The organism is Pseudomonas sp. R76 (genome assembly GCF_009834565.1).
Lineage (GTDB): Bacteria > Pseudomonadota > Gammaproteobacteria > Pseudomonadales > Pseudomonadaceae > Aquipseudomonas.
The window spans coordinates 2,683,603-2,696,064 of the sequence record NZ_CP019428.1 but is presented as its reverse complement, the minus strand read 5'-3'; the positions used below and the strand labels follow the sequence as shown (position 1 = coordinate 2,696,064).

Annotated in this window: 10 protein-coding genes; 9 read left to right on the top strand and 1 reads right to left on the bottom strand. The window is 60.3% G+C overall.

Annotation, left to right across the window (positions count from 1 at the left end):
• Window positions 1-46 precede the first annotated feature (46 nt).
• Window positions 47-1,303 carry an NADP-dependent isocitrate dehydrogenase gene (icd, locus tag PspR76_RS12460; RefSeq protein ID WP_159955591.1) on the bottom strand — a complete coding sequence of 419 codons (1,257 nt, stop codon included), beginning with the start codon at window positions 1,301-1,303 and terminating at the stop codon, window positions 47-49.
• A gap of 493 nt (window positions 1,304-1,796) precedes the next feature.
• Here icd and PspR76_RS12455 point away from each other — a divergent pair, with 493 nt between their 5' ends.
• The 9 genes from PspR76_RS12455 to aceA all read left to right on the top strand — a co-directional run bounded on the left by PspR76_RS12455 (window position 1,797) and on the right by aceA (window position 12,435).
• A complete protein-coding gene (locus PspR76_RS12455) occupies window positions 1,797-4,022 on the top strand; it encodes an NADP-dependent isocitrate dehydrogenase (protein WP_159955589.1) in 2,226 nt (741 codons plus the stop codon).
• A gap of 229 nt (window positions 4,023-4,251) precedes the next feature.
• Entirely contained in the window at window positions 4,252-4,698 is a 447-nt protein-coding gene (locus tag PspR76_RS12450; protein WP_159955587.1) for an NUDIX hydrolase, read from the top strand.
• 59 nt (window positions 4,699-4,757) lie between these two features.
• A complete protein-coding gene (mnmA, locus tag PspR76_RS12445; RefSeq protein WP_159955585.1) occupies window positions 4,758-5,882 on the top strand; it encodes a tRNA 2-thiouridine(34) synthase MnmA in 1,125 nt (374 codons plus the stop codon).
• The gene (gene hflD / locus PspR76_RS12440; RefSeq protein ID WP_017137510.1) at window positions 5,879-6,502 is read left to right on the top strand and encodes a high frequency lysogenization protein HflD; all 624 of its coding nucleotides are present in this window, start codon (window positions 5,879-5,881) and stop codon (window positions 6,500-6,502) included. The genes mnmA and hflD overlap by 4 nt, the downstream gene beginning before the upstream one ends.
• A 124-nt stretch (window positions 6,503-6,626) precedes the next feature.
• Window positions 6,627-7,997, top strand: coding sequence for an adenylosuccinate lyase (gene purB / locus PspR76_RS12435; RefSeq protein ID WP_159955583.1), 1,371 nt, complete (start codon window positions 6,627-6,629; stop codon window positions 7,995-7,997).
• Between the two features lie 84 nt (window positions 7,998-8,081).
• On the top strand, window positions 8,082-9,248 hold the full coding sequence (locus PspR76_RS12430) for a ribosomal protein uL16 3-hydroxylase (RefSeq protein WP_159955581.1): 1,167 nt from the start codon (window positions 8,082-8,084) through the stop codon (window positions 9,246-9,248).
• Window positions 9,241-9,663: a GNAT family N-acetyltransferase gene (locus PspR76_RS12425; RefSeq protein WP_159955580.1), complete on the top strand. Its 423-nt coding sequence runs from the start codon at window positions 9,241-9,243 to the stop codon at window positions 9,661-9,663. Before PspR76_RS12430 ends, PspR76_RS12425 begins: the two co-directional genes overlap by 8 nt.
• 212 nt (window positions 9,664-9,875) lie before the next feature.
• Complete coding sequence (locus PspR76_RS12420; RefSeq protein WP_159955579.1) at window positions 9,876-10,613, top strand: secretin N-terminal domain-containing protein; 738 nt, start codon at window positions 9,876-9,878, stop codon at window positions 10,611-10,613.
• 496 nt (window positions 10,614-11,109) lie between these two features.
• Complete coding sequence (gene aceA / locus PspR76_RS12415) at window positions 11,110-12,435, top strand: isocitrate lyase (protein WP_159955578.1); 1,326 nt, start codon at window positions 11,110-11,112, stop codon at window positions 12,433-12,435.
• Window positions 12,436-12,462 lie beyond the last annotated feature (27 nt).

Genomic DNA, 12,462 nt, shown 5'->3' with positions numbered 1-12,462 from the left:
GCGGTTCTGACTCATCAGGACCGCCGGTTTTTTTATAACCTCAGCTTCACATATGCCAAATCAACGCATCGCCAAACCCAGACGACGACACCAACTTGGCGCCCTCCATCAAGCGCTCAAAGTCATAGGTCACGGTCTTGGCCGAAATAGCACCATTGGTGCCTTTGATGATCAAGTCAGCCGCTTCCGTCCAGCCCATGTGCCGCAGCATCATTTCTGCCGACAGAATCAATGAACCCGGGTTGACCTGATCCTTGCCTGCATATTTGGGTGCAGTACCGTGGGTGGCTTCAAACATCGCCACGGTGTCCGACAGGTTGGCGCCCGGCGCAATACCGATACCGCCCACCTCCGCCGCCAGGGCGTCCGACAGGTAGTCACCGTTCAGGTTGAGGGTGGCGATCACGTCATACTCAGCCGGGCGCAGCAGGATTTGCTGGAGCATCGCGTCGGCGATAGCGTCCTTGACCACCACATTCTTGCCGGTTTTCGGGTTTTTGAACTGCATCCACGGGCCGCCGTCGAGCAGGGTCGCGCCAAACTCTTTCTCGGCAATGCCGTAGGCCCATTCTTTGAAGGCACCTTCGGTGAACTTCATGATGTTGCCTTTGTGCACAATGGTCAGCGAGTCGCGATCATTATCCACGACATATTGCAGCGCTTTACGCGCCAGGCGCTCAGTGCCTTCCTTGGAGACCGGCTTGATGCCAATCCCGCAGTCCTGATCGAAGCGGATCTTGGTCACGCCCATTTCTTCCTTCAGGAACTTGATGACCTTGATCGCCTCCGGCGAACCGGCCTTCCACTCGATACCGGCGTAAATATCCTCGGAATTCTCACGGAAGATGGTCATGTCGACGTCGCCAGGTTTCTTGACCGGGCTGGGCACACCTTCAAACCAGCGCACCGGGCGCAGGCACACATACAGGTCGAGCTGTTGGCGCAGTGCCACGTTCAAGGAACGAATGCCGCCACCCACCGGCGTGGTCAGCGGACCTTTGATGGAAACCACGTAATCCTTGACCGCATCCAGGGTTTCCTGGGGCAGCCAAGTGTCCTGGTCGTAGACTTGAGTGGCTTTCTCGCCGGCATACACCTCCATCCAGGAGATCTTGCGCTTGCCGCCGTAGGCCTTTTCAACAGCTGCGTCGACCACCTTGATCATCACCGGGCTGATGTCGACGCCAATACCGTCACCTTCTATATAAGGGATGATCGGTTGATCAGGAACATTGAGAGAATGGTCTGCATTGACGGTGATTTTGTCGCCGACTGCCGGAACCTGAATCTTCTTGTATCCCATGCTGAACTCCATCTATGGATTGAACATCTGGCTGCGTTCGAGCCTACTCCAGATAAATGGCGACTGAAACCTCGCGCCATGCTCATTTGCATCGAAAACAGCATAATTTGTCGCCTACAAGCCTGAAAGCAAAGGCAAAATCGCCAATCTTGAGCACATCGTGCCTGCGTGGCGACAGATTGACGCCTGCGACCTTTAGACCAATGGACGACACACCTTTTGTATGAAGGCTCGGCGTAAGCATAGCGACCTATGTATAATGCCGCCGCTGACCCAAGAGTCACGACGGCGGACCGCTCTAGAACAACGCCCTCCGCCAGAAAGCAGGACTAATACAATAGTCCACCCGCTTGACGCTCGACTGATGCAAACCAACATCACCGCGAAGAAACCTCGACATTTCGCTCATGGATGACTTTGAACGAACGCGCTCCACCCGGCGCATCTCGAGTTTCTGCGCACGCTTTCAGCAAAGAAGAGAGTTAATCCGAATATGCCCACCCGCTCGAAGATCATCTACACCTTCACCGACGAAGCCCCGGCCCTCGCCACCTATTCACTGCTGCCTATCGTAGAGGCCTTCACCGCTTCCGCTGATATTGCCGTGGAAACCCGCGACATTTCCCTCGCCGCGCGCATCCTCGCAAGCTTCCCCGAGCAACTGGGCGCCAAGGCTATCCCGGACCACCTCGCCGAACTGGGCGACCTGGCCGTTACGCCTGAAGCCAACATCATCAAGCTGCCTAACATCAGCGCCTCGACCCCGCAGCTGCAAGCGGCGATCAAGGAACTGCAGGCCCAGGGCTACGCCCTGCCGGACTACCCGGAAACCGTAACCACCGACGCGGAAAAAGAAACCCGTGCACGTTACGACAAGGTCAAGGGCAGCGCCGTGAACCCGGTACTGCGCGAAGGCAACTCCGACCGCCGCGCACCGCTGTCGGTCAAGAACTATGCGCGCAAGCACCCGCACAAAATGGGCGCCTGGGCTGCCGACTCCAAGTCGCACATCGCGCACATGAACAACGGCGACTTCTACGGCAGCGAAAAAGCCGTGCAGATCGAAGCCGCTGACGCTGTCAAAATCGAGCTGATCGCTCAAGACGGCACCGCGACCGTCCTGAAAGAGAAGACTTCGGTACAGGCCGGCGAAATCATCGACACCGCCGTGCTGAGCAAAAAAGCCCTGCGCGCGTTCATCGCCGCTGAAATCGAAGACGCCAAGAAACAAGGCGTGCTGCTGTCGGTTCACTTGAAAGCCACCATGATGAAGGTCTCCGACCCGATCATGTTCGGCCAGATCGTTGCCGAGTTCTATAAAGACGCCCTGACCAAGCACGCCACCGTGCTGGAGCAGATCGGCTTTAACCTCAACAACGGCATCGGCGACCTGTACGCTCGCATCAAGGCCCTGCCGGCCGACCAGCAAGCGCAGATCGAAGCTGACATTCAGGCGGTCTACGCCGCTCGCCCATCGCTGGCGATGGTCAACTCCGACAAAGGCATCACCAACCTGCACGTGCCGAGCGACGTGATCGTCGACGCCTCGATGCCGGCCATGATCCGTGACTCCGGCAAAATGTGGGGCACCGACGGCCAGCTGCACGACACCAAGGCGGTGATCCCGGATCGCTGCTACGCCACCATCTACCAAGCCGTCATCGAAGACTGCAAGGCCAATGGCGCTTTCGACCCAACCACCATGGGCAGCGTGCCAAACGTTGGCCTGATGGCGAAGAAAGCCGAAGAGTACGGCTCCCACGACAAGACCTTCCAGATCAAGGCTGACGGCGTTGTCCGCGTCACCGACAGCAAGGGCACCCTGCTGATGGAACAGGCGGTTGAAGCCGGCGACATCTTCCGCATGTGCCAGACCAAAGACGCGCCGATCCAGGACTGGGTCAAACTGGCCGTCAACCGTGCCCGCGCCAGCAACACCCCGGCGATTTTCTGGCTGGACCCACAGCGCGCTCACGACGGCGTCGTGGTCGAGAAAGTTCAGGCTTACCTGAAAGACCACAACACCGAAGGCCTGGACATCCGCATCATGTCGCCGGTCGACGCGATGAAGTTCACCCTGGAGCGCACCCGCAAGGGCCTGGACACCATCTCGGTGACCGGTAACGTGCTGCGCGACTACCTGACCGACCTGTTCCCGATCATGGAACTGGGCACCAGCGCCAAGATGCTGTCGATCGTGCCGCTGATGAACGGTGGTGGCCTGTTCGAAACCGGCGCCGGCGGTTCGGCTCCGAAACACGTGCAGCAACTGGTTGAAGAGAACTTCCTGCGCTGGGATTCCCTGGGCGAGTTCCTGGCCCTGGCCGCTTCCCTTGAGCATTTGGGTGTCACCTACAACAACCCGAAAGCCCTGGTGCTGTCCAAGACCCTGGACCAGGCCACCGGCCAGTTCCTCGACAACAACAAGTCGCCATCGCGCAAAGTCGGCAACATCGACAACCGCGGCAGCCACTTCTACCTGGCGCTGTACTGGGCTCAAGCCCTGGCCGCCCAGACCGAAGACACTGCACTGCAAGCGCAGTTCGGCGAACTGGCCAAAACCCTGACCGACAACGAGGCAACCATCGTTGCCGAGCTGAACGCCGTACAGGGCAAGCCAGTGGACATCGGCGGCTACTACGCGCCGAACCCGGAGCTGACCAGCAAAGCCATGCGCCCAAGCAACACCCTCAACGCGGCCATTGCCAAGTTGAAGTAAGGTTGTAAGGATGCAAAGAAGCCCCGGCCCCGTGCCGGGGTTTCTGTTTCAGGACACTACGGTTTTGCTGAATACACCGGATCAAAATGTGGGAGCGGGCTTGCTCGCGAAGGCGGTGTGCCAGTCGCCCGATGCGCAACCTGACCCAGCGCATTCGCGAGCAAGCCCGCTCCCACACTGGCTGCAATCCTGCCCAAAGACCGCACCGCACCATGAATCGAGGTTTTGAATGACCTGGCAACCCCACATCACCGTCGCCACCATCGTCGAAGACAACGGCCGCTTCCTGATGGTCGAAGAACTCAAGGGCGGCCGCGCCGTGCTCAACCAGCCCGCCGGCCACCTGGACCCGGACGAAACCCTGACCGAAGCCGCCGTGCGCGAAACCCTCGAAGAAACCGGCTGGGACGTCGAGGCCACCGGCATTGTCGGCATCTACCTGTACACCGCGCCCAGCAATGGCGTGACCTATCAGCGCGTCTGCTTCACCGCCAACGCCCTGAAACACCACCCGGACTATCAGCTCGATGAAGGCATCGTGCGCGCCCGCTGGCTGACCCGTGACGAGCTGATGGCCTTGCGCGACGACTGGCGCAGCGAGCTGATCATCCGCTGTATCGACGATTATTTGGCCGGCCAGCGCCACAGTCTCGAACTGATCCGCCCTTCTCTTTAGCCTTGCGGGCGCGAGCCTGCTAGAATCGCGTCCTTTTTCAAGACACCCGTTGAAACCCTATGCGTGATCCAGCCCCTTCTGACACACAAAAGAAGCGCGTCATCGTCGGCATGTCCGGCGGCGTGGATTCTTCCGTTTCCGCCGTTCTGCTCATGGAGCAGGGTTATGAGGTGGAAGGCCTGTTCATGAAGAACTGGGAAGAAGACGATGGAACGGAATATTGCACCGCCATGGACGACCTGGCGGACGCCCAGGCCGTGTGTGACAAGATCGGCATCAAGCTGCACACCGCCAACTTCGCCGCCGAGTACTGGGACAACGTGTTCGAGCACTTCCTGGCCGAATACAAGGCCGGCCGCACGCCGAACCCCGACATCCTGTGTAACCGCGAGATCAAGTTCAAGGCGTTCCTCGACTACGCCATGATCCTCGGCGCCGACCTGATCGCCACCGGCCACTACGTGCGCCGTCGCGACGTCGATGGCCGCACCGAACTGCTCAAAGGCCTGGACCCGAACAAGGACCAGAGCTACTTCCTGCACGCCGTCGGCGGCGAACAGATCGCCAAGACCCTGTTCCCGGTGGGCGAGCTGGAAAAACCCGAAGTGCGCAGGATTGCCGAGAAACACGGCCTGGCCACCGCCAAGAAAAAGGACTCCACCGGGATCTGCTTTATCGGCGAGCGCCGCTTCAGTGACTTCCTCAAGCAATACCTGCCGGCACAACCGGGCGAGATCAAAACCACCGAAGGTGATGTCATCGGCCGCCACCACGGCCTGATGTACCACACTATCGGCCAGCGCCAGGGCCTGGGCATCGGTGGTTTGAAAGACGCAGGTGAGGAGCCGTGGTACGTGCTGGTCAAGGACCTGGAACACAACGTGCTGATCGTCGGCCAGGGCAATGAACACCCGCTGCTGTTCTCCGGCGCGCTGCTGGCCTCGGACATCTATTGGGTCAACCCGATCGACCTGAGCAGCCCGCGCCGCCTGACCGCCAAAGTGCGTTACCGCCAAGGCGACCAGCCCTGCACCCTGGAAAAAACCGCCAGCGGCTATCGCGCCACCTTCGATGACCCGCAACGCGCGGTCACGCCTGGCCAGTCCGTGGTGTTCTATGACGGTGAAATTTGCCTGGGCGGCGGCGTGATTGAAGTCGCCGAACCCTGGAGCAAATCGGCATGAGCCCGACCCAGGAGCAATTGACCGCACTCGGCGGGGTTTTCCTCGCCGCGGTACTGGTCGACAAGATCGCCAAGACCGGCCAGGTCACCGAGGCCGGCCTGACGTGCATGCTCGGCAGCCTGCTGATCCGCGACCCCAAGGACACCCTCGAGGTGTATGGCGGTGACGACCTGGCGCTGCGTGAAGGCTACCGCGCGCTGATCGGCGCCCTGGAGCGCGACCCCAGCACCTTGCAGCGTGAGCCGTTGCGCTACGCCCTGTCGATGCTCGGCCTTGAGCGCCAACTGGCCAAGCGTGACGACCTGCTGGAAACCATCGGCAAGCGCCTGCCGCAAATCCAGTCCCAGGTGGAACACTTCGGCCCGGCCCACGAGAACGTGATCGCCGCCTGTGGTGCGCTGTACCAGGACACCCTGAGCACCTTGCGCCAGCGCATTCAGGTGCACGGCGACATGCGCAACCTGCAGCAACCGAACAACGCCTCGAAAATCCGCGCCCTGCTCCTGGCCGGTATTCGTTCGGCGCGGTTGTGGCGCCAGTTGGGCGGCCATCGCTGGCAACTGGTGATCAGCCGACGCAAATTGCTTAAAGAGCTTTACCCGTTGATGCGCAACGAATAAGTCGCAGCAACCCACTTTTTTATCGCCTCACGCGTAATACGCCGGTCAGTTGGCAACGGATCGGCGGATTTTTTCATGTATGATACGCGCCCCATTTCGTTGCCCGACTGTCCGAGAACACCCCATGCAGCTCTCTTCGCTCACTGCGGTTTCCCCTGTTGACGGCCGCTACGCCGGCAAAACCCAGGCCCTGCGCCCTATTTTCAGCGAATACGGTTTGATCCGTGCTCGTGTTCTGGTTGAAGTGCGCTGGCTCCAGCGCCTGGCCGCTCACCCCGCCATCAGCGAAGTGCCGGCGTTTTCCGCCGAAGCCAACGCTGTATTGAACACCCTGGCGGAAAACTTCTCCCTGGAGCACGCCGAGCGTGTGAAAGAGATCGAGCGCACCACCAACCACGACGTTAAAGCCATCGAATACCTGCTCAAAGAGCAAGCGGCCAAGCTGCCGGAACTGGCCAAGGTCAGCGAATTCATCCACTTTGCCTGCACCAGCGAGGACATCAACAACCTGTCCCACGCCCTGATGCTGCGCGAAGGCCGTGATGACGTGATGCTGCCGCTGATGCGCCAGACCGCCAACGCCATCCGCGAACTGGCGATCCGTTTCGCCGACGTGCCAATGCTGTCGCGCACCCACGGCCAGCCGGCCTCGCCGACCACGTTGGGCAAAGAACTGGCCAACGTGGTGTACCGTCTGGAGCGCCAGATCGCTCAAGTCGCCGCCGTGCCGCTGCTGGGCAAGATCAACGGCGCCGTGGGCAACTACAACGCCCACCTCTCCGCCTACCCGGAAATCGACTGGGAAGAAAATGCCCGCGCGTTCATCGAAGACGAGCTGGGCCTGGGCTTCAACCCCTACACCACGCAGATTGAGCCGCACGACTACATTGCCGAGCTGTTCGACGCGATTGCGCGCTTCAACACCATCCTGATCGACTTCGATCGCGATATCTGGGGCTACATCTCCCTGGGCTACTTCAAGCAGCGCACCATTGCCGGTGAAATCGGTTCGTCGACCATGCCGCACAAGGTCAACCCGATCGACTTCGAAAACTCCGAAGGCAACCTCGGCATCGCCAACGCCCTGTTCCAGCACCTGGCCAGCAAGTTGCCGATCTCCCGCTGGCAGCGCGACCTGACCGACTCCACCGTACTGCGCAACCTCGGCGTGGGCTTCGCTCACAGCGTGATCGCCTACGAAGCCAGCCTCAAAGGCATCAGCAAGCTTGAGCTCAACGAGCAGAAAATCGCCGCTGACCTGGACGCGTGCTGGGAAGTGTTGGCCGAGCCGATCCAGACCGTAATGCGCCGCTACAACATCGAAAACCCGTACGAGAAACTCAAAGAGTTGACGCGCGGCAAGGGCATCAGCCCTGAGGCGCTGCAAACTTTCATCGACGGCCTGGACATGCCAGCCGCGGCCAAGGCCGAGCTGAAACTGCTCACCCCGGCCAACTACATCGGCAACGCGGTGGCCCAAGCCAAGCGCATCTGATCAGCGCAAGCCCTCTTGAGACGCCCGGCCGCGCCGGGCGTTTTTATTCCAGTCTGAAAAGTGCTTTCTTTCAATAGGTTACACATGAATCCTGATATCCCTCTTCAACTTCTGGGCGGCATCACGGCACGGGAATTCCTGCGCGACTACTGGCAGAAAAAACCGCTGCTGATCCGCCAGGCCATCCCTGACTTCGAAAGCCCCATCGACGCCGACGAACTGGCAGGCCTGGCCCTGGAAGAAGAAGTCGAATCGCGCCTGGTGATCGAGCACGGCGAACGCCCGTGGGAACTGCGCCGCGGCCCGTTCGCCGAAGACGCCTTCAGCACCTTGCCTGAGCGTGAGTGGACTCTGCTGGTGCAGGCCGTTGACCAGTTCGTGCCGGAAGTGGCCGAGCTGCTGGAGCACTTTCGCTTCCTGCCAAGCTGGCGCATCGACGACGTGATGATCAGCTTTGCCGCACCCGGCGGCAGCGTTGGCCCGCACTTCGATAACTACGACGTGTTCCTGCTGCAAGCCCAAGGCAAGCGCAACTGGAAAATCGGCCAGATGTGCAATTCCGAAAGCCCGCTGCTGCAGCACGCCGACCTGCGCATCCTCGCCGACTTCGATCAATCTGAAGAATGGGTGCTGGAACCGGGCGACATGCTTTACCTGCCGCCGCGCCTGGCGCACTTCGGCATTGCCGAAGATGACTGCATGACCTACTCGGTAGGCTTCCGTGCGCCAAGTGCTGCTGAAGTGCTGACCCACTTCACCGACTTCCTCAGCCAATACCTGACGGACGAAGAGCGCTACACCGACGCTGACGCCCAACCGGTCAGCGACCCGCATCAGATTCAGGGCGACGCCCTCGACCGCCTGAAAAGCCTGCTGGCCGAGCACATGAGCGATGAGCGCATGCTGCTGACCTGGTTCGGCCAGTTCATGACCGAACCGCGCTACCCGGAACTGGTGGCCGGCGAAGAATTGGGCGAAGAAGACTTCATCAACAGCCTGGAAGGCGGCGCGATCCTGGTGCGCAACCCAAGCGCGCGCATGGCCTGGTCGGAAGTTGACGACGACGTGCTGCTGTTCGCCAGCGGCCAGAGCCGTTATCTGCCCGGCAAGCTGCGCGAGCTGCTGAAGCTGGTGTGCTCGGCCGACGCCCTGCACAGTGACAACCTTGGCGCATGGCTCGCGGACGAGGATGGTCGCGACCTGCTGTGCGAACTGGTCAAGCAAGGAAGCCTGGGATTTGCCGATGAATAAGATTCGCGTACGTGTCGCGGACTGGCGAAAGGATATCGACGAGATTCGGCGCATTCGTGAAGCGGTATTTATCGCTGAACAATCGGTTCCACCTGAGCTTGAGTGGGATTCGGACGACGCCGACGCGGTGCATTTCCTCGCGTTCGAAGGCGATTTTCCGATTGGCACCGCACGCCTGCTGGCCAGTGGCGAGATCGGCCGCGTATCGGTGCTCAAGGACTGGCGTGGCCTGAAAGTCGGCGACAAGCTGATGGACGCCGTGATTGGGTTGGCCGAGCAACGTGGCCAGACCAAACAGTTCCTCAGCGCGCAGGTGTATGCGGCGCCGTTCTACGAGCGGTTGGGTTTCAAGATTGTCAGCGATGAGTTTCTTGAGGTCGGGATTCCGCATGTAGATATGGTGCGCGGGGGCTGATCCAAAACCTTAGCGCTGCCATCGCAGGCAAGCCAGCTCCCACAGGGGAATGCATTCCAAATGTGGGAGCTGGCTTGCCTGCGATAGCGCCATCAGCAACACCCAAAATGCCCTGCCATGCCAGGGCATTTTGCCGTCTACGATTCAACTTGCGACCCACCAGGCCGACAAACTGGCACTATCACGCTAAATGACTCGCAGAGATAACGGACATGTCCCTACGCACCCTGCTCACCGCCCTCCTCCTGACTGCCAGCGTCTCAGCCGTGGCCGACACCGCCGTCGTCAACCTGAACAACCGCACCAGCGCCGACCTGCTGCCGGTGGCGCAGAACTTCATCGGCAAGGACGGCACCGTCAGCGCCTACGGCAACCAGCTCATTGTGAAAGCCGACCCTGGCAAGATCGAAGACCTGCGCGCCCTGCTCGCGCAGCTGGACACCCCCGCCAAGCGCCTGCTGATCACCGTCGACACCAACGAAAACAACCAGCAGAACACCGGCGACAGCCAGACCCGCATCATCAGCTACGGCACCGCCAGCCGTGACGGCGGCATCCAGCAGATCCAGGCCAGTGAAGGCGTGCCCGCGCTGATCCAGGTGGGCCAGAGCGTGCCGCTGACCACCACCCAGCCTGACGCCTACGGCCGCCCGCAAAACCAGACCCAGTATCGCAACGTCACCCAAGGCTTTTACGTCACCGCCAGCGTCACCGGCGAGACCGTACACCTGGCCATCAGTACCAACCGTGACCGCATGAGCCAGGAACGTCCCGATGTAGTGAGCGTGCAAAGTACCGACACAACCGTCAGCGGCCGCCTGGGTGAATGGATACCGCTGGCCGGCATCAACCGCGAGACTCAGGCCGACAAATCCTCTACAACCCGCAGCTACTCTACTCAGGGCCGCGATGACCTGACTTTGCGGGTCAAGGTCGACACCCTGAACTGAAGCACCAAAAACTGACTGATGAGTCGTCTTAGACTAAAGATGTAGTGCTTTGAAAAAATCACTACAAAACATTTGACGATCCAAAAAAGCCTGTGCATGATGGCCTCGCTCCCGCTAATCAGGGGCCCTGGCAAGGGCCTTCGGATCGCCGCTCTAAGCTACCCACCTGAGCCGATTCGTGTCTGTACCGCCCACAAGGTGTGTTTGACTTTGGTTGCGACTGGAACGAAGTTGTCCCGAGGGACGGAAGCTAACCAGGTAACCCGGCTACACACTGATGGATCGTACAGAGGCCCACGATGCCCGAAGACCGTTCGCAGTTTGCCCTTACCTGCTCAACTCCCCCCTTGAGCCATTCGTTCATCCCGTCGCCTTCCCCGCCAAACCCGACTTGACCGCCTAAGCTTCTGGTCAGCGAGCAGCCATCACCACGCACTGAATACGTGGCTGGCAAATGGAATTCTCCACCTAGACCTATGCGACGAGGTTTTTCCCCATGGCACTGACACGCGAACAGCAAATTGCAGCCCTTGAAAAAGATTGGGCTGAAAACCCACGCTGGAAAGGCGTAACCCGCGCTTATTCCGCTGCTGACGTCGTCCGCCTGCGTGGCTCGGTTCGACCTGAGCACACCTTTGCAAAACTCGGCGCTGAAAAACTGTGGAAGCTGGTCACCCAGGGTGCCAAGCCGTCCTTCCGCCCCGAGAAAGATTTCGTCAACTGCATGGGCGCCCTCACTGGCGGCCAGGCAGTCCAACAGGTGAAAGCCGGTATCCAGGCGATCTACCTGTCCGGCTGGCAAGTGGCAGCGGACAACAACTCCGCTGAATCCATGTACCCCGACCAATCGCTGTACCCGGTGGACTCCGTGCCAACCGTGGTCAAGCGCATCAACAACTCGTTCCGCCGTGCCGACCAGATCCAGTGGAAAGCCGGTAAAGGCCCGGGCGACGAAGGCTACATCGACTACTTCGCACCGATCGTGGCAGACGCTGAAGCCGGTTTCGGCGGTGTACTCAACGCCTACGAGCTGATGAAGAGCATGATTGAGGCTGGCGCTGCCGGCGTGCACTTCGAAGACCAGCTGGCTTCGGTAAAAAAATGCGGCCACATGGGCGGCAAGGTACTGGTGCCAACCCAGGAAGCCGTACAAAAGCTGACCGCTGCACGCCTGGCGGCTGACGTGGCCGGTACACCGACCATCATCCTGGCCCGCACCGACGCCAACGCGGCTGATTTGCTGACCTCCGATTGCGACCCGTACGACCAGCCGTTCGTGACCGGCGAACGCACCCAGGAAGGTTTCTACAAAGTGCGCGCCGGCCTCGACCAGGCCATCGCCCGCGGCCTGGCTTACGCGCCGTACGCCGACCTGATCTGGTGCGAAACCGCCAAGCCGGACCTGGACGAAGCACGCCGCTTTGCTGAAGCGATCAAGAAGGAATACCCGGACCAACTGCTGTCCTACAACTGCTCGCCGTCTTTCAACTGGAAGAAGAACCTGGACGACGCGACCATCGCCAAATTCCAGCGCGAACTGTCGGCTATGGGCTACAAACACCAGTTCATCACCCTGGCCGGCATTCACAACATGTGGCACAGCATGTTCAACCTGGCGCACGACTACGCCCGCAACGACATGACCGCGTACGTGAAACTGCAAGAGCAGGAGTTCGCTGACGCCGCCAAGGGTTACACCTTTGTGGCCCACCAGCAGGAAGTGGGCACCGGCTACTTCGACGACATGACCACCGTGATCCAGGGCGGCACCTCGTCGGTGACGGCGCTGACCGGTTCGACTGAAGAAGAACAGTTCCACTGAGTGACTGAGTACACGGCCATTGCGGCC

Excerpts from the sequence above, each read along its gene's own strand:
- PspR76_RS12425 (WP_159955580.1), top strand. The coding sequence starts at position 9,241 with ATGAATAAGATTCGCGTACGTGTCGCGGACTGGCGAAAGGATATCGAC.
- icd (WP_159955591.1), bottom strand. The coding sequence starts at position 1,303 with ATGGGATACAAGAAGATTCAGGTTCCGGCAGTCGGCGACAAAATCACC.
- PspR76_RS12450 (WP_159955587.1), top strand. The coding sequence starts at position 4,252 with ATGACCTGGCAACCCCACATCACCGTCGCCACCATCGTCGAAGACAAC.
- aceA (WP_159955578.1), top strand. The coding sequence starts at position 11,110 with ATGGCACTGACACGCGAACAGCAAATTGCAGCCCTTGAAAAAGATTGG.
- mnmA (WP_159955585.1), top strand. The coding sequence starts at position 4,758 with ATGCGTGATCCAGCCCCTTCTGACACACAAAAGAAGCGCGTCATCGTC.
- purB (WP_159955583.1), top strand. The coding sequence starts at position 6,627 with ATGCAGCTCTCTTCGCTCACTGCGGTTTCCCCTGTTGACGGCCGCTAC.
- PspR76_RS12455 (WP_159955589.1), top strand. The coding sequence starts at position 1,797 with ATGCCCACCCGCTCGAAGATCATCTACACCTTCACCGACGAAGCCCCG.
- PspR76_RS12420 (WP_159955579.1), top strand. The coding sequence starts at position 9,876 with ATGTCCCTACGCACCCTGCTCACCGCCCTCCTCCTGACTGCCAGCGTC.
- hflD (WP_017137510.1), top strand. The coding sequence starts at position 5,879 with ATGAGCCCGACCCAGGAGCAATTGACCGCACTCGGCGGGGTTTTCCTC.
- PspR76_RS12430 (WP_159955581.1), top strand. The coding sequence starts at position 8,082 with ATGAATCCTGATATCCCTCTTCAACTTCTGGGCGGCATCACGGCACGG.